The following is a 17651-nucleotide window of genomic DNA, read 5'->3' as shown; positions in this document are numbered from 1 at the left end:
TATTAAAATTTATAGTTACGAATGATACTTTGCTACTGCATTATAAACCCTCGATATATCAACGTTTCCATTAAAATAAATGAATTTATTGTCATTCAACATCAGCAATATTTAAATAATCGCGGATAAACCACCAGATGAGTAGTCCACCCAGGAAAACTCCAGAAATCAGTTCAAAAATGTCTATCGGCAATAAATCATATTTCATGGAGAGGCCACCTGCAATTAAAGCAATCAACATAAACCACATAGAAAGATATCCAGCAAAATGGGTATTCGATTTTGTCCGTTGGTCATGCTTTCTGTACACCCTATTCCAACCTTTTTCTTTGTGAATTTTTACCCCTACAGAAATTACGTAAATTGTATTCAGAATAATTAGGATTAGTAATATTGGATCACGTGAAATCATCATATAGTAGATGAAAGCTCCAATATTAATTAAACATTTGAAAATAAAATCTGTCCGGTATTTAACATTCCCCATACTAAACATCCCCTTCTATCCAAAATAATTCTTTCATTTCACAATTCAGTGTTTTAGCTAATTTAATTGCCGTACCAATATTAGGCTCATATCGTTGTTTTTCTATGGCGATAATTGTTTGTCGTGTTACCTGTATCGATTCGGCTAGTTGATCTTGAGTAATCCCTTTACTTTTTCGAAATTCCTTTACACAATTTTTGACACCTTGTTTCATAAGATTTTGCTCCTCTAAGAATGTAATGTAAACGTTACATTTATTTTATAATAAACTAACCGTAATGTAATGTCAACCTTACATTGTTAATGAATAAAAAACACCTTATTAGGTGCTCCTATGCTATGTCTATCCAGGTAGAACAACTACTATATTAAAAAATAACTTTTGATTATCTTTATTAAAATTCCCAAATGAAATATTTTTTCTTCTTCCAAATCTGGCCCTACAATGGCAATTGGGGCGCTGACTTCATTCCAGAACAGCGCCCTTTTTTGGAATAGTCTTTTTTGGCTATTAGCTAATATTATTGATAGGTCCTCATATTATCGTAATATATAATTGCCTGAGTATCTCTTATTCAGATATAGTAAGACTGCAATACAACTTAAACCCAAAACAATATATGAATTGATGAAAATCCATAGCTCAGGATTAAATCTATATTCAATTTGTCCCATTGAAATAATAATAAATCCAAAAACAATATGAGTTTTCCCAACTTTTTTCAGATAGTTCGGTAGAAATTTACTGAAAATACTACGTAACGTAATCTCTGAAATAAAGAAATTAGGCTTTCGCGAGAAGTGTTCTACAATGCCTTTAATTACGAAGAAACTCCCTAAAATTAATTGTGCAAACATTGCCTGCCCTCATTATAAGTACATTTCTTCACAATCTCATTCAATTTTTCAACTTGATTATCCCAATTGCCTTGAAAAAGAACTTTATGCCTTTTCAAAAAATCCCCAGTGTAATATGACCCCTATGTTATATAATATTGGCGTTAATTCTTATTAGTGATAAGCGCCGTTTAAAGGAATAAGACGTTTATATGTATTATAAATTTTTAAGAAGTTTTATGTATTCCCCATACTTATCTTCGCCCTTGTATATAACTTCTGTAAATCCTTTTTTCTCATATAACCGTCTTGCATTAAAATTATCTATGTCAACTCCCAAGGAGATCTCTTTATAACCAAGATGTTTAGCGTAATCAATCAAGTAATCAACAATAATGCCACCAATTCCATTCTTACGATATTCATCTTTAACAATCATATGTGAAAGGTAAATCCGTTTCTTTGGAATAGTATAATCTGGATCATTTTTATAAAAAACTAAAGACCCTTCCCCTAAGAAATCATCATTTCTTATATAGATAAAAGTAATTCTGTTCCCGCTTACCAGTTCATCATAAAACATTTCCACCATACCCGGATTCTTTGTCATATCCCATATATTGCTGCATTTATGATATTCTTCAGGTGATAACTTTTTAATTGTGTAAGTGATAGTACTCCCCCCCAGAATATATATTGGATGACTATATTTTTATTAAGTTTTATACAATGCCAATGGTTTAAATTTCATAGCAGGCTTTGTCGCGTAAATATCCTGTTCAGTAGCATAAAATTTGGCCGTTATTGGATTATCAGCATCTTTATTAAATTGTTTTATAAACTGTTTTATTTCTTTACTTCTCATTACTTCCAGAATACCTGTTTCTGTCAAATCAAATACGATTTCTTTTTCCGAGACATCAATTTTTTTATCAATTTTCCCTATCACAGTAACCCTCTCAGTGTCTAAATCTTTTAACTCTGTATCTTCTTCCAAGAACCTCTTTTTTATTTCAGACACAAAGTAGTATTTATTCTTATCTGGCGAAAAGTCAGGTTTAATAATGATTTTTTGTGATTTTTTATCCTCAATAGCTTCCGAATGTTTTACGTATTCATTAAATTCTTCATCATCCCCTGAATTAAATATAGACTGCTTTCCAATCCCCTTGGTGAAATTGGTGAATAAATATAGATTTGATACTTTTAATTCACAATCAAATTTAATAAATTGGTTTTCAGATAATTGGCTCCAAAATTCCCTGTCTCTTGTAGCATTTAAATCAATCATTGCAGGTTCCAAATATCTAACTAAACGAGAAAATTGGGAAATCTCATTTAAAGTTTTAAATTCTTCAACTTTAACCATTTCATTTTTACCACCTCGGCGATATGAAAAATCCGGAAGAGGTATTCCTATTGTACTGGATAAAATTTCACCAAGTTGTCCTGAGGAAATCTCAAATGTATGATTTGGTTTACCATCCACCCTGTTTTCATATTTATATTGTGTTAAACCGTCTTCAATTTGAGTTAAATAATCTCCTGATAACTTACTGTCTAAATAATAGAATTCTCGAAGTTCACCCAAAAAAAACACCCCCAAGCATACTGATTATTATAAAATTATATCATATTCTTATTCCGTTAAATGGCCCTTTTCCGTAGGATCAGGCCCTAAGTCTTATTCTGGCGTCCATTTATGACTATTCTTCACTAACCTTAATCGTAGAGTCACGAGGTATTTTATACGAGTCGGAAATATACATATCCCTTGGAGTAAGACTGCGAGGGTTAGTTAAATAATTAGAAGAATTGCTTCCAGTCAAAAAATTATTAGAAAAATGTATTTTTGGATTTAAATCATCAACTTTTTCTTGTAAATCTTTAACTAACTCTTCACTGAATGTTTTATCTTTCAATGCCTTCTCTAGCTTTTGACTTAATTCTCCAATCTTTCTTTTATATTCTTCATTTTCATCCACTAACTTCCCTAGCCCAAGTTTTGTTTCCCGAATAGCATTTGCCATTTCATCTGCACTTCCGGCTACTCGGTTCAAAACAAGCAATTGATCTTTTAATAATGCATTATCCAGGTCATAGGGATATCTTAATTGGTGATCAACCTCACTCCACCCTTCCTCAAATATTGTTCTTACCTGGATTTCTGCAATATTTTCTACCTTAGTTAAGTTTGTCTTGATTAAATAATGCCAAGACCTATAACCAGCTGGATGTTCCTTTAAATTATATTTACTTTCGTCTTTGTGATCATCTAAAGTTACGTTATCACCCTTCCTGTAGTATATTGTCGCTGTTTCCTGTAACGGCCAGGTACCTTGTATGAATTCATCAATGCTAGATGCCTGATCTTTATAAAGGTGTAAAACTCTTATTCCAATTAAATCGGTAATTAATTCCTTATAATTTTCTATTGTAATTTTAAAATCCTTATCCTCTTTTTTCACTATTATTTTTCTAATGATTTTTTCTATTAAATGTTCCGGATCTTTAATTCTAGACCTTACCGTGTGAACATCAGGATGTGCTCTTAATATCTCAGCAATTGTGTTTGCAGTAGGTGTAAGTACCTTGTTAAATTCAAGATAATCTTTAAAAATGTCGAGTAGTTGCTCCCAAGTAATGCTCAGTTTTTCAAATTCTTCTTTATCAATATTATATTTTTTTAGGAACTTTTCTTTTTCTAATAGTTCCATTATCATCCCTCCGTTTTTATCAAGTTACTCCACATAAAAATTTTAGCATACTATTAAACAATCTGCTCCTACAATGGCAATTTGGGCGCTGACTTTCATTTCCGGAAGTGCGCCGTTGAAAATCGATTCTTTTATCTTATCAGTAACTTTTTCCGGTGCATCACGATATATATCATTGCTCGTATTTGATATGGATAGAACCTTTGAACTTGTCTCGCGTACCCGGTAGTTGAAGTTGGATTCGCTACCTCTACTTACTTAACCAAGTGAGTATAAAAGGAAAAGCATTCAACATAGACTTAACCAATATGTATTCTATGTTGAATGCAAACACGACCTTCGCAAATAACTTCAGGGTTCTCCGTTTCATTTCCTTCAGAAAAATAGCATGATGCAAGACTCCTGATTTCAGCTATCGACTTTTTTACGCTAAGATTTATAAGATTCATATCTGTCCTTAATAATCTAGATCCATCGTCAACCCTTATTGTATAAATGTATTTTTTCTTTAAATCGCCTTTATATTTCAAAGCCAATCGAATATCGTCAAATAAATAGATAGATTTTAACCTGGAAGGTTTATTAGCAAAATTAGTTGTTCTAACCTCTTCAAAAATAATCTCCCTTAAATATTGATCGTGGTTATAATTGCTATAGGAATAATATCTCTCGTCTAATATTACCTTTCCGTATTTGCATTCAAGCATTTCCCCCTTCTCTAAAACATCATTTGACACATGGAAATAATCAACCATAACATCCCCCTCTCATCTACTTTATTCGACAAAAAAGGTGATTATCCTTCTTTCAAAACAACATCCTATTTGCTCACACTCTTATCTCTTGTACATTAAATTCAAAATGATAAAATAAATAAAAGCATGTTTTGGAGGGGTAAACATTGTATTACGGTAATAGTTTTAATATTTTTTATGAAGGGGACTTATCCAGTTACTTAAAACAACAAAATGCACTGATTAAAGAATCTATATATAATGCAAAAGAAGATTATATTTTGAATGTAAATGAAACTGAATACAAAGACTATTTACATAAAAAATATACAATTGAACCAATATCATTTGATTTTAATAATGTTTATGCTGAAGCTTCAGAAAAAGATGTAGAAGTTAATGACAGATTTTATGGAGGTTATATACAGAGATGTGTTGTTTATGTTTACCATATACCCTTCACTGGTAACGCTGAATTATTAAAGCTTAAACCTAATCCATTTAATATGTGGAGTATAAAGGTTCAATGGAGCAATAACAATAAAATTTTATTTGAAATCGTTGATTCTTCTTCAAGTGTGGAGAATGTAAATAGAGACTATCAAAGTACCATAGATTCCATGAAGAGAAACGTCGATAATAGCTTTAAGAATGTGCAAGCATATAATCATTCTTTAAAAGAAATCATAAATACTCAATTTTCTAAAAGAAAAAAAGAACTTCTAGAAAGAAGAAAGCAAATGGCAGCTTTAAGCGTTCCAATAAAATATCTTCAGATGTTCCAAAGAATTTCTCAATTCCAGCTCCCGAAATGAAGAAAAAAATTAGAACATTACCCACTGTTGATGAAAAAGGCTTCCAACCCGAACCAACCTTACCTGATAGTACTTATTTAGATATTTTAAACATCATTCATGATATGGGTAAAGAATTTGAAAGAAAGCCATCAGTGTATACCGGAAAAGAAGAAGAGCATCTTAGAGATCATTTTCTTATGATGTTGGAACCAAATTTTGAAGGATCGGCAACTGGTGAAACCTTTAATAAAACTGGGAAAACAGATATTTTGTTAAAGCATAATAGTCAAAATGTTTTTATAGGCGAATGCAAGTTTTGGAGAGGTAAGAAGTCCCTTCATGACACTATCAGTCAACTTCTAAGTTATTTAACTTGGCGAGATTCTAAAGCAGCTGTTATTATGTTTGTAAAAAACAAGGAATTTAGCACAGTATTAGCAACCTGTGACTGATAAACTAAAGTATACAGTTCCCGCTAAATAAAAGTTTACACTTTTACAGATGTGAGTGCAGTTTTTATATGGCTGCCCTCGGGCAGCCATATAAAAACTGTCCGGCGCGAATGCGGCACAAAACATAATCCAACACTGTTATAATAATAGTTTGATAGATGACAACAGTGATGGAGGAAAAAAGGTGGATAAGTGGAACATGTATATGGACATTAAGCAATTATTAAAACAAGGTTTTAGTAAAGTAAAGGTGGCTGAAAAACTTGGTATATCCAGGGTCACTGTATACCGTTACCTAAAACGTAATCCACAGGATATGGCGGAATGGGTTACGCAAACAAAAACTAGAAAGAAGAAATTGGATGACTATCAAGAATTGATTCTCTCCTGGTTACGTGAACATCCTGACATGACAGCTGCCCAAGTATTTGATTGGCTTATGGAGAAGTACCAGGGACTGCAAGTAGCTGAAAGCACGGTTCGGCTCTATGTAAGAGAACTACGCAGAGAACATGATATTAAAAAGGAATCAAACCCTCGGTCTCATGAGGCTGTGCCAGAACTACCATTTGGCAAGCAGGTGCAGGTAGACTTTGGGCAAACGGAGCAATTAACTCCCGATGGCAAAAAGGTAAAACTTTATGGAATAGCGTTTGTTCTTTCTAATTCACGATATAAATATAAAGAGTGGTTGGATAGGCCCTTTACCACTAGAGATGTGGTTCGAACCCACGAGAATGCCTTTCATTATTTTGGAGGAGGAATTCCGGACGAGATTGTTTATGATCAGGATGCACTGATTCTCGTAAGTGAAAATAGTGGGGATTTAATCCTAACACGTGAATTTCAGACTTATAAAGAAGACAGAGATTTGACAATAAGAATGTGCAGGAAAGCTGATCCGCAAAGCAAGGGAAAAATAGAAAATGTTATCAAGTATATCAAACATAATTTTGCGAAAAACCGATTATATTACGGGCTTGATGCATGGAATGAGGCGGGATGGGACTGGTTAGAGCGCACTGGTAATTACAAAATTCATCACACAACAAAAAAGAGACCGGTAGAAGTGTTCACCCTCGAAAAGCAACACTTGCGACCAATCTCTCAACGTATCGACGAATTTGCCGATAACCACTATGAATCAAGTATAACAAGAACCGTTCGTAAAGACAATGTTATTTGGTATGACTCTAATCGATACAGCGTTCCTCTCGGGACGTTCCATAAGACAAAAGAGGTTTATATTGAAACAACGGATGATGCGTACCTTTGTATAAGAGAATCGAAAGGTGGATCCATCATCGCAAAACATAAAATAGACCCTGGAAAAGGGAAGTTGATTCAGAATAACAAACATAAGCGTGATCGTACCAAAGGTATTGATACATTCATTGAAACAGTTGTATCGGGATTCACAGAAGAAGAAAAAGCAAGGTTGTATTTGAACGAAATCTATAAGCGAAAACCACGCTACATTCGTGATCAACTACAAATAATGGCCAAACAAATTAAAAAATATGAACAGCAATTATTAGATCTAGCTTTAGCAGAATGTATGGTGAAACAATTATTCAGTGCAACAGATTTTAGCGATGTCATTCATTACCTTGAACGACAACGAGGGGTAACAGTTACAGAGGAAACGATACAACATTCCCAAATTGTACCCAGTTCAATTCACCCTTTGGGTGATTCCATAGTTCAAACCAATACACAAACAAGAGATATCAATGAATATGTATCCGTTTTGGAGGGGGATGAACGATGAAACAGTTGACGACACTACAAAGTAAACTGAAGTCCCTTCGCCTTACGGAAACAGCAAATCATTTACCAGTACTCCTACAGGAGGCTGAATCAAATGATGAAACATATGCAAGCATGCTTATAAGAATGGTTAATTACGAACAACAAAGACGTGATGAAAAACAGATCGAGAAACGGATGAAATGGGCAACATTTCCTTATCGGAAAACGCTAGATTCGTTTGATGTAAGTGAGCAACAGTCCATGAGTAAAAAACAATTTAATAAATTGAAGGAGTTATTGTGGATTGAACAACTATTCAACATTATCCTACTTGGACCGCCGGGTGTTGGTAAAACACACCTGGCGATAGGGCTAGGAATGCAGGCAATTAATCGAGGTTATAAGGTAATATTCACATCCATGGATGAGTTGATACATGCCTTGAAAACCGAGGAAATCACGCGCAAATCACAAACCAGGTTGAAGCGTATACGAAACGCAGATCTCGTCATTATTGATGATCTAATGTTTATGGCAATGGACCAACATGAAGCAAATTTATTCTTCCATTTAATTAACGATTTATATAATAACGCCAGTATTGTACTTACTTCCAATAAGGCACCGAAGGAGTGGGGTGAGCTGTTAGGCGACCCAGCCATAACAACGGCTATACTGGATCGCATTATTCATCGAGCAGAGATCATTCATTTAAATGGGGATAGTTATCGGATGAAACATAGATCATCCATATTTGAGGAATAAGTGTAACAAATTAATTAGCGAAAACTGTAACATTTTACTTGACGGTTACACAACCACTAAAGAAGAAATAATTAGTCATCCAAATTATTTTGGTTTTGTTAATGAGAAGGATGAATCCTGGTTAAATTACAAGTTTCATATTAATGGAGATAAAAATAGAGAAGTAAAGTTAGCAGTTATGCTTTATCATATACCTGAACTTTAAGTTGGTGGTCTCCTGGTGCATTTAAGTAATCACACGAGCTTGCCGGTAAAGTGCTGCCTTGTAATGAATTAAATGAGTATTGCGAAGGAGATCCACCACCAATGTTTTGCTAAAATTAGCGCAAATAATATTGCCCGCCACTATTGTTTTGTCCGTGTTGAGGAACAATCGCAAGTCTGTCATAAATAATGCCAAGGAGGCACACCTGCTCAAGTATAATAACACGGACAATCCGATTCTAAAGCATTTGCTGGCGGGGTCCCGCCCCTTCTAGCATATGCAAAGAATCGGGCGTTACAGTCAATGGCAAACAGCTCCGCTGTGGCTCTGAGTCTATTCATTAAAGAGCGGTTGTATACTAGTGGCTCTTAGCTCCGCAGATGGGCGGCTCTATATCCTGCAATTGGTGGCTCAAAACTACGCATAAGTTTGCTCAATTCATCTGCAATAATCATTAAATACTAAGAAAATGGATTGCTAGAAACAACCCATCATTGTTCAACTCTTGTTAGCAATAGGTAAGCCTTTGAAATTATCTCCAGCTTTTCCCCTGCTCCACACCAAGGACGTGCCAGTTTCCCAGCATCCGGCGCTCCATCTACCGATTTATAATTGATTATAAGTTCTTCGTTACTTTTAGACGTGAGATAATTCTACCTCTTCCAGCCCGCATTCCATTCGGTATTGATTTAGTTTCTTTATTATTGAGTAGTTCAATCCGAATTTCTGTGTCTCGGATGCAATTATTTCGTTATCTTTACGATGTATAAGCCGATGTATGTCTTTATGAAGAATACGAAGATTGTTAAACCTATCCGTTCCTCCAAGATGTTTGGGTGTATAATGATGACAGTGAACTTCATAAGCAGTTAAATTCCAACCTGTGATTTCGCATTTGCCTATTTTCATACTAAAACGACTAATGCGATTATCCATGTACTCAACTGTTCTATCTGGGAGATTTGCCTTCATTAGTACGCTGATTTCAAATTCAATATTTGGCTTTAATTTATCGTAAATTTTCTTTCTGCCTTCTTCTGTAAAAAGAGATAATGATGGACTAAAGTTCATGGCATTTACTGTTTTGACGTTTCCTATAGGAAACAGGTGTACAGTGGCAATTTTGAACGTTTTAAATCCTTTACTATAAAACTTCTTATAGGTTGAAGTAGGATTGATTGGATGTCCATATTTCCCAACAGTACGAAGGCGATTGTACAGAAAGGCCTTTAGATCATAGGCAAGACGTGAGAATTCTGGATTGACATGTGTAGCTCTGTTAAAATAATTGTGAATACCTAAAACAAAACTGTTAAAGCGTAAAGCATTTTGGACTGTAGGGGAGTCTTTCATCCTTCGGATGTGCATTTTAGCTTGTTCTTTAAGTTTCTCCCGTTTCTTACGTTTGATGCCTGTATGGGCAACCCTTTTATCCTTCTTTATATTGGCTTTAATGGTAAACCCTAAGAATTCGGATTCTCTTTTTCGCAAATTCACAATCTGCGACTTTTCTGGTGAGATATCCAGTTTTAAACGTTCTTTAATATATAATCTAACTGCATGGTACCACTTTTGGGCTGTTTTTCCATCTCGGCAGAGAATTTTAAAATCGTCCGCGTAGCGGACGAGGTAACCTTCTTTGAGGTTTGAACGTTTCTTCGCATATCTTTCTCCAACTTGAGATTTATAGTTTTTCGAGAGGGGGAAAAACTCCCACTGATCTGCAACCCACTGGTCTAAATCATTTAATACAACGTTCGATAATATCGTTGATAAGATACCGCCCTGGGGTATACCTTTAGATGGCACTCCTTCTTTATCAATTTCAGCTTTTAGCATCTTAGATATACAAGCTAATACTTTTCTATCATGGATGCCTAAATTCCATAACTGTTTGATGAGAAGTGTATGATTAACATTATCGAAAAACCCCTTGATATCAATGTCCACAACATAATGAAGCTGCGATTGATTAATTAGGAATTGTACTCTTGCCATAGCATTATGAGTAGACCGTAACGGTCTGAATCCATAGCTATGTTTATAAAAATGGGCTTCAGCAATTGGCTCAAGAACTTGTTTAAAACACTGTTGAATGATACGGTCAAGAATGCATGGAATGCCAAGTGGTCTTAATTTACCGTTTTCCTTTTCAATCCATTTTCTTCTGACCTTCTTAGGATGATAGTTTTTTAGTTTTGTTTGAATTACGTTCACTAATTCATTTTCCGTAAGCCTTTTGATATCTTTGATGGTTTTTCCATCTGTGCCAGATGTTTTCGACCCTTTATTAGATTTGACCATCCTATAAGCTAGTATAATGTTCTCTCGTGATGTAATCATTTCATATAAATGGTTAAATGAATGGTTGTTACTAGCCCTCTTGTGTAAATCCGTAAAAGTTTCCGTCATATTGTAGTAATCCCAATATCTCAAAGTTGACACTGTGGCATCCCTCCCAAAGAGTGATGTTCCCACATTCCTACCCGATCGGTGTCATTCACGTGAAGAAAATAATCATTCTAATTCGCTAGACTTGGGGCTGTTCCTCCACTCCCATTACAGAGATTCATCAGTCGTACCCCTACCTTCGCAAGGATAAATGTATTTCGACTTTCGCCTTATTACAAACGTTTCGGATGACAGTCCTTCTTTCAACGTTCCTTACTTCCCAAGTACCTTACAACGTAGCTATCCATTTTAGACGTAGGTGCTTCCTTTAAGCCTGCGAGCACGATACCGCCATTGTTCGGTATAGCGTATTTCAGAGGGCGCAGTTTTACTCTACACCACTCGCCCCAACGTTAGCTGGGACATAGCTTTACACTATGTTCAAACTTTAGACCCTTACATTCGGAAGTTTGTCAGTTCGCTTCTAGTGGAACATTCTCACCGTGTCTACTTTTTCAGCCATCCGGCATATCAGTTAGCATACCTTTTCCAATTGGAATGGATTTAGCCTTCCTTCTGCCGACTCTACCTGTGCTTCGTACCCCATGAACTGTCATTCATGACGCACGCAGGAATATTGATGGGATGGTTTCAGGAAACATGGTTCCATCATTCCCATCCTCCGTTGTAACGTTAAAATTAATAGAATTCCCCGCATGTTCACCCTTGAGAGGGTTTATAGCGGAACTTGTCGCGCGCGCCCGTTTGCTTAATTGCTTCTTTTAACAATTATTCTTAAATAAAATGAAAACACTTTGGGAAACATAAAGACGAGGTGATTATATGAGTAAAGAAAATTTAAAACTCACATCCGCTGAAATAGGGACATTATGGGGAGAATATGTAAACGGAACAGCTGTTGATATTATAAACAAATATATGTTGTCCATCATAGAAGATGAAAAAATAAAAACGCTTTTTGAAGAAGCAATACATATATTTAGCAAACAAAAAAAACAGATATCGATGTTCATTGAAAATGAAGGATTTCCAGTTCCGATTGGATTTACAGAATCGGATCTTAATAAAGGTGCAAAAAGATTGTTTTCTGACATTTTCTGCCTACACTATTTGCACATTATGACATTACATGGATTATTAGGGCATACGGGATCACTCAGTTCCTCGGTAAGAAAGGATCTGAGGGATTTTTATGACGGGTGTGATGATAGTGGGAAGAAGATGTACCACCAAACGATTGAATTACTTTTAGAAAAAGGGCATTTCCAAAGAGATCCATACTTTTATCCAGAAAATAATCCTGAGTTTATATCAGGGCAACAGTTTATCGACGGCTACTTTGGTGATCACCGTCCATTGACAGCGACGGAAATTATCAGTCTCTCACTAAACATGAAGAAAAAGATAATGGAAAAGTCCCTTTCAATTGGATTCAGTCAGGTAACGCAATCAAAGGAAGTTAGAAAGTTTTTAAAGTCAGCAGAAAAAGCTTCGGATAAGCAAATTCAATCATTCGGAAAAATATTACACAAAGATAATTTGCCTGTACCAATGTCATGGGAATCAGAAGTAACAACTTCTCAGGAGTCCCCTTTTTCAGATAAGCTGATGTTGTATCATATAGGATTCCTATTGCAAACCGCACAAGCATTCCATGGGACAGGTCTTGCAACTGCAATGCGAACGGATCTTGTTATGAATTATGAACAAAGCATCTTAAAAAGTCTGACGGTCACGAAAGAATGGTTTAATATTATGACGAAAAATAGATGGTTGGAGCAGCCCCCTCTTGCTCCTGACAGGAAAAAAATTGCAAAAGACAAATGAAAATTATAGTGCCCTTTCAACAGAGGGCATTTTTCACCTTAAATCCTTCTTTAACAACTATTTACTTTTATGTCCAATCCAACTTTTCCGACTTTCTTACAGAAAACTGACATGCTCCACAATTCGTTCAACAGCTTGTTCACCGTTTTCTTCCCATTCATTTTTATCCCTGATTAAACCATCCCGATCCAGTGGATCCTGAAACTGGCTGAACCCTGAGACAGCTCCGAGAGCGCCAGCACTTCTATCCAATCCCGTATTGACGACATGCTTTATCACATAGGGTGTTTCAAATTCAATCAAGGCATTCGGTCGATCCAATTCTCCCTCTAACACTTTGAAAGGAAGCCTCAAATATATTGTTTCACCACCTTCACGCCATAATGCTGAGTCCAAGCATCCCTTATGATAATCCCAGCAGTCGCCCAGGCAATAATTCAGTCTTTTTCTGTATTTCACCATATTACGAAAGTATGTCTGCTTTCCTTCCAGTTCTGTTTGCAATTCAATCAACACAACCACTCCTTTTAAAGGTGTTAATGGTATTATTTACTCCTCATAAAAAAAACATACCAAGCTTACTGCACACATAATAGAAGTATCTGAAAAAGTATTTCTTATCGATGAAATACACATAAAAACCGGGCACTATAAATACCCGGTTAAATCTTATAAATTTAATATTCTTGGCTCAGCATTTTTCTTATTCATTAAGTGAATTTTCTGTGGTGTTATTTCAAGTACGATATAATCAGGATCATCTGGCCCGCTAAACCAGCTTTCCATATATTCATTCCACAACTTTTTTTTCATCGCATCGGATTGGCTGATGCTGACTTTTCCCTCGTATTCCACGTACTCATCACCAAACCCTTCCCCTTCATATCCTAATAAAATATGCGTATGGGGATTTTCCTTTATTTCCTCGGTCTTATGCGTATTATTATTTGTAGCTGTGTAAAGTGTTAAACCATCACGATGAAACGTCATGTATCGTGAATGTGGTTTGTTTTGCTGGACAGTCGCCATCACACCAACGGCGCTGTTGTCCAGGATGTTTTCAATGTTTTCTCTTATTTCCTGTTGATTCAAGTGAATACACCCCTTTCATGGTTATATTCCCATTGTACCTTTATGAATAAATTTTAACCGAATATCACATTTATTTTTTCTTCCACAATTTACCTGGCCAAAAAGCATACCTTCCAAGTACAGTTGTGATGGACGGAACCAGTAACGGTCTGACAATGAATGTATCCAACAAAATACCAATTGCCGTTACTACGCCGAATTGTACTAGTACTTGCAGTGGCATGACTGCCAATACCGAAAATGTTCCTGCCAAAATTAGTCCAGCTGAACTAATTACACCACTCGTTTGTCCAACACCTTCTGAAATAGCCTGTTTCAACGGCATTTTTTCGCGATTTTTCCAAATGCTCGACATCATAAAAATGTTGTAGTCCTCACCGAGCGCCACAAGGAACACAAATGCATACAACGGAATCAATCCCTGCATGGCGGATGCGTCTAATCCATAGTGAATAAATAACCAGCCTAATCCTAACGCAGAAAAGTAGGACAACAAGATGGTCAGTAAAAGATAAATCATCGCCACAATGGAACGGAGATAAGCAAGCAAAAGCGCTGCAATAATGATAAGCACTACCGGAATGATGATGCTCTGATCCTGATTTGTAACCTGTCTTGTATCATATAGCGTTGCTGTTTCACCACCAATCCAGACATTGGTATCGGCATTCTCGATTCCTGCCTCTTTAAGATCTTCAGCAACTGCATCTTTTATGTCAGGTATCTTATTAATCGCTTTTTCCGAATAGGGATCAATTGCCAATGTTAACTCGTACGCCTGATAGTCCGCATCTTCCCCTGTTTTTGGACTACCGACAGTTTCCGTGATATCCATGGAAACAAGTGTATGTAGTATGGATATTTCTTTTCCTTCTGAATCAACAATCACCTGTACGGGAGCAATTTTACCCGAAGGATAGTGTTCCGCAATGATGGTAAACCCTTCCCTTGAAGGCATATCTTCCGGAAAAGAATCAAGTAGTCCATACGTATACGAGATTTTCGGTGCAATGAGAGCCGCTGCTCCAAGGAAAATGGTACATACAGCAATAATAAGCCATGGTTTTTCTGTCACCCAACGGCCGACTGATTTACTGAACCAGCTCCTGGTTTTGGGATGACGAACAGGTTTGCCCTTCTTCACCTCCAACTTTCTGGCCATTTCCTCTGTACGTGGAATGAACGGGAAAAAAGCGGTTCTGCCAAGTAATGCTAAAATGGCTGGCAGAAATGCAAGTACAGCAATCCCCACAATAAATATAGCCAGACTGAACGGTACGGCAAAACGGTCATAAGAAGCGTATTGTGCAAGCGACAAACTAAGAAGTCCGATAGTGGTCGTCAGCGCACTCATCATAATCGCTCCACCGGAATGGGCGATTGCCTTTTGCAGTGCGGTATATTTATTAACCTCCAGCTGTAATTCGTCACGATACCTTGAAATCAGGAACAGACAATAATCCGTCCCAGCGCCAAACAGCAATACCGTCATGATCGATATAGCCTGTGAATCAACCACAATCCAGCCTTCCCGTGCCATAAAACCGAGTAAAGGACTGATTACTCCATAGGCAATTCCAACACTTATAAGCGGAACAACAGCTAATATCGGTGAGCGGTACAACACGACCAGCAACACTAATACCAGTACGACGGTTGCAATTAATAAGGTAATATCGGCCTGACTGAACAATTCAGTGGCATCTGTTTGGATACCGACTGGACCTGTAAACCTCGTTTGTAAATCATCAGATGTTGTTGCTCCACTAAACGGATCATGTCCCGTTAAATCTGTCACGCTGTCCTTCAGCACATTCATAGCTTGTTGCAATTCATCTGTTGACGCGGCTTTTTTAAAAAACACTGGGGTAATAAGTGCTTCGCCATCTTCGGAAGCCATCTGTTTTAGTGCAGGAACTGGCGCTTTTCCAAGTGGTGGTACAAGTGATTGGTGTGCTAATGGATTATCCGTTAGTTTCTGATATAAATTTTTGACAGACTTATAATCTTCTTTCGTTAATCCGCCATCATGGTACCAGACCAACAATAACGGAATCCCATTATTATCCGGAAACTGCTTCTCCATTATGGTTGCTGCCTGATTGGACATGGCATCTTCCGGCAACAGATCTTGCGAAGTTGTCGTTTGGCTGTTTACCTGGGGCCACAGAACTGTCAGAATACCAATAATCAAAACCCAGATTACTAATGTTGCAAAACGACTCTTCCTATTTGCAACGGTTTTCCCCCATTTTTCCAATAAATTATTCATCAATCTCCCTCCCTTAGGCTTAAGAATCTTTTTGTAATGGTGCTGTATGTAGGATTACCACAATATAAAACAATAAATCGATTGTCTGCTATATTCAGGGTCCCCTTTGAACAATAACGGGTATGCTAAAAAGTCGCAGTACTCCTAAATACACCAACATGTTACTGTAATTATATATACTGGTTGGTTAATTATCAACTGTCATGTATAATATGATATAATCTCGTATAAGTAACGACAAGGAGCGAGCAATTTGAAAAAGAGAAATGAACGTCCGCTGGGCAGACCCCGGACAAGTGACCAAACAATGCCAACAGAAGAAATTATTATTCAGACAGCTTCCCGTCTTTTCCTGGAAAATGGGTATCCAACTATTTCAGTTGACGATGTTGCGAAAGCATGCAATGTAACAAAAGCCACTATTTACTATTACTATGCCAGCAAAGCGGAATTATTTACCGAAGCAATGGTAAAAATGATGATTCGCATTCGTAAGAAAATGAACAGCATGTTGCAGGAAAACCTTCCTTTAAAAAAGCGGCTTTTAAACATTACAAAAACACATTTAAAAGCAACCACCAATGTTGATACCAACGGATTAACAAAAGGATTGAACAATGCCCTGTCACCCGAGCAACAACAAAAAATACACCAGGCAGAAACGGATATGTATCAGGCATTGGAACACGCGTTTATCGACGCCATGGAACGGGTGGAAATCCGTAGTGTCCAACCAATTTTTACTGTTCATGCCTATTTGTCATTGTTGAAAATAGGCAATTTAGATAATCAAGAGGAAAAGTTTTTTTCTGATACAGACAAAATGGCTGAACAGATTGTGGACCTGTTATGGAATGGAATCAGTCCAAATGATGAAATGGAGGATAAATAATGCGTTTATGGCATGAACAACTTCTTCCCAAGTTACCACGTCAGCAGTTATTGGGGCAGCACCGCGAATGCTGTGCACTGCGAGGGAATGGCTGGGGCAAAAAGCATGCGACGGTTAATTATGTCTTCCATCATTCACCATATATACTCTACCTATACCATATGAAAGTGATGAGCGAAATGAAACGAAGAGGATACCGGAATGCCACGCAATGGGAAGACCCATACTACCGAGGAAAAGCTTGTCCACCCTTTCTTAAACAGGATTTTAATAAAACAAATTACCATCCTGACCACCCAATTTATCCCGAGCATAATCAGGATTACCTACTGGAATGCATCGAAAATCTTCGGGAAAAAGGAATATGTTTGTAAGCAGGACTGCCGCAGACAAGAAATATGCCAGACAGA

At 36.7% G+C, this 17651-nt stretch carries 17 protein-coding genes; 7 read left to right on the top strand and 10 right to left on the bottom strand.

Annotated elements, in window-relative coordinates:
* Positions 1–91: 91 nt before the first annotated feature.
* From B1K71_RS04260 to B1K71_RS04230, 6 genes are all read right to left on the bottom strand, one after another.
* A complete protein-coding gene (locus B1K71_RS04260; RefSeq protein WP_077324766.1) occupies positions 92–487 on the bottom strand; it encodes a hypothetical protein in 396 nt (131 codons plus the stop codon).
* Between the two features lies 1 nt (position 488).
* The gene (locus tag B1K71_RS04255) at positions 489–701 is read right to left on the bottom strand and encodes a helix-turn-helix transcriptional regulator (protein ID WP_077324765.1); all 213 of its coding nucleotides are present in this window, start codon (positions 699–701) and stop codon (positions 489–491) included.
* 840 nt (positions 702–1541) lie between these two features.
* Positions 1542–1934, bottom strand: coding sequence for a GNAT family N-acetyltransferase (locus B1K71_RS04245; RefSeq protein ID WP_077324763.1), 393 nt, complete (start codon positions 1932–1934; stop codon positions 1542–1544).
* Positions 1935–2039: 105 nt separating this feature from the next.
* Positions 2040–2915, bottom strand: a complete 876-nt coding sequence (locus B1K71_RS04240) for a DUF6414 family protein (RefSeq protein ID WP_077324762.1) — start codon at positions 2913–2915, stop codon at positions 2040–2042.
* A 115-nt stretch (positions 2916–3030) separates the two neighbouring features.
* Positions 3031–4041 carry a hypothetical protein gene (locus B1K71_RS04235; protein ID WP_175631834.1) on the bottom strand — a complete coding sequence of 337 codons (1011 nt, stop codon included), beginning with the start codon at positions 4039–4041 and terminating at the stop codon, positions 3031–3033.
* Positions 4042–4340: 299 nt separating this feature from the next.
* Complete coding sequence (locus B1K71_RS04230) at positions 4341–4796, bottom strand: DUF2441 domain-containing protein (RefSeq protein WP_077324760.1); 456 nt, start codon at positions 4794–4796, stop codon at positions 4341–4343.
* Between the two features lie 146 nt (positions 4797–4942).
* Between B1K71_RS04230 and B1K71_RS04225 the strand changes: the two genes are divergently transcribed.
* The 4 genes from B1K71_RS04225 (at position 4943) to istB (ending at position 8541) form a co-directional block, all read left to right on the top strand.
* Positions 4943–5590, top strand: a complete 648-nt coding sequence (locus B1K71_RS04225) for a hypothetical protein (protein ID WP_077324759.1) — start codon at positions 4943–4945, stop codon at positions 5588–5590.
* A complete protein-coding gene (locus tag B1K71_RS04220; protein WP_077324758.1) occupies positions 5587–6024 on the top strand; it encodes a hypothetical protein in 438 nt (145 codons plus the stop codon). Before B1K71_RS04225 ends, B1K71_RS04220 begins: the two co-directional genes overlap by 4 nt.
* Before the next feature lie 184 nt (positions 6025–6208).
* Positions 6209–7795: an IS21 family transposase gene (gene istA, locus B1K71_RS04215; protein WP_077324757.1), complete on the top strand. Its 1587-nt coding sequence runs from the start codon at positions 6209–6211 to the stop codon at positions 7793–7795.
* Positions 7792–8541 carry an IS21-like element helper ATPase IstB gene (istB, locus tag B1K71_RS04210; RefSeq protein ID WP_077324756.1) on the top strand — a complete coding sequence of 250 codons (750 nt, stop codon included), beginning with the start codon at positions 7792–7794 and terminating at the stop codon, positions 8539–8541. Before istA ends, istB begins: the two co-directional genes overlap by 4 nt.
* An 841-nt stretch (positions 8542–9382) precedes the next feature.
* Here istB and ltrA read toward each other — a convergent pair.
* A complete protein-coding gene (ltrA, locus tag B1K71_RS04200; protein WP_175631833.1) occupies positions 9383–11191 on the bottom strand; it encodes a group II intron reverse transcriptase/maturase in 1809 nt (602 codons plus the stop codon).
* 789 nt (positions 11192–11980) lie between these two features.
* Between ltrA and B1K71_RS04195 the strand changes: the two genes are divergently transcribed.
* On the top strand, positions 11981–12985 hold the full coding sequence (locus tag B1K71_RS04195) for a DUF3231 family protein (protein ID WP_077324754.1): 1005 nt from the start codon (positions 11981–11983) through the stop codon (positions 12983–12985).
* Positions 12986–13081: 96 nt separating this feature from the next.
* Here the strand turns inward: B1K71_RS04195 and B1K71_RS04190 are convergent, their stop codons facing one another.
* The 3 genes from B1K71_RS04190 to B1K71_RS04180 all read right to left on the bottom strand — a co-directional run bounded on the left by B1K71_RS04190 (position 13082) and on the right by B1K71_RS04180 (position 16352).
* Positions 13082–13498, bottom strand: coding sequence for a YugN family protein (locus B1K71_RS04190; protein WP_077324753.1), 417 nt, complete (start codon positions 13496–13498; stop codon positions 13082–13084).
* 156 nt (positions 13499–13654) lie between these two features.
* Complete coding sequence (locus tag B1K71_RS04185) at positions 13655–14077, bottom strand: pyridoxamine 5'-phosphate oxidase family protein (protein WP_077324752.1); 423 nt, start codon at positions 14075–14077, stop codon at positions 13655–13657.
* Positions 14078–14147: 70 nt separating this feature from the next.
* Positions 14148–16352: an MMPL family transporter gene (locus B1K71_RS04180; protein WP_428848853.1), complete on the bottom strand. Its 2205-nt coding sequence runs from the start codon at positions 16350–16352 to the stop codon at positions 14148–14150.
* A 250-nt stretch (positions 16353–16602) separates the two neighbouring features.
* Between B1K71_RS04180 and B1K71_RS04175 the strand changes: the two genes are divergently transcribed.
* Together B1K71_RS04175 and B1K71_RS04170 are read left to right on the top strand one after the other, a co-directional pair.
* A complete protein-coding gene (locus B1K71_RS04175) occupies positions 16603–17241 on the top strand; it encodes a TetR/AcrR family transcriptional regulator (RefSeq protein ID WP_077324750.1) in 639 nt (212 codons plus the stop codon).
* Entirely contained in the window at positions 17241–17615 is a 375-nt protein-coding gene (locus B1K71_RS04170; protein ID WP_077324749.1) for a TIGR02328 family protein, read from the top strand. The genes B1K71_RS04175 and B1K71_RS04170 overlap by 1 nt, the downstream gene beginning before the upstream one ends.
* The last annotated feature ends 36 nt before the right edge of the window (positions 17616–17651 follow it).

Source organism: Virgibacillus siamensis (assembly GCF_900162695.1).
Lineage (GTDB): Bacteria > Bacillota > Bacilli > Bacillales > Amphibacillaceae > Lentibacillus > Lentibacillus siamensis_A.
Note: the sequence above shows the minus strand (reverse complement) of the source record. Positions and strands in the feature narration are given on the sequence as shown.

Bases quoted from the DNA above. Each gene is read 5' to 3' on its own strand.
- B1K71_RS04260 (WP_077324766.1), bottom strand. From the start codon at position 487: ATGGGGAATGTTAAATACCGGACAGATTTTATTTTCAAATGTTTAATT.
- B1K71_RS04255 (WP_077324765.1), bottom strand. From the start codon at position 701: ATGAAACAAGGTGTCAAAAATTGTGTAAAGGAATTTCGAAAAAGTAAA.
- B1K71_RS04245 (WP_077324763.1), bottom strand. From the start codon at position 1,934: ATGACAAAGAATCCGGGTATGGTGGAAATGTTTTATGATGAACTGGTA.
- B1K71_RS04235 (WP_175631834.1), bottom strand. From the start codon at position 4,041: ATGGAACTATTAGAAAAAGAAAAGTTCCTAAAAAAATATAATATTGAT.
- B1K71_RS04230 (WP_077324760.1), bottom strand. From the start codon at position 4,796: ATGGTTGATTATTTCCATGTGTCAAATGATGTTTTAGAGAAGGGGGAA.
- B1K71_RS04220 (WP_077324758.1), top strand. From the start codon at position 5,587: ATGAAGAAAAAAATTAGAACATTACCCACTGTTGATGAAAAAGGCTTC.
- istB (WP_077324756.1), top strand. From the start codon at position 7,792: ATGAAACAGTTGACGACACTACAAAGTAAACTGAAGTCCCTTCGCCTT.
- B1K71_RS04195 (WP_077324754.1), top strand. From the start codon at position 11,981: ATGAGTAAAGAAAATTTAAAACTCACATCCGCTGAAATAGGGACATTA.
- B1K71_RS04170 (WP_077324749.1), top strand. From the start codon at position 17,241: ATGCGTTTATGGCATGAACAACTTCTTCCCAAGTTACCACGTCAGCAG.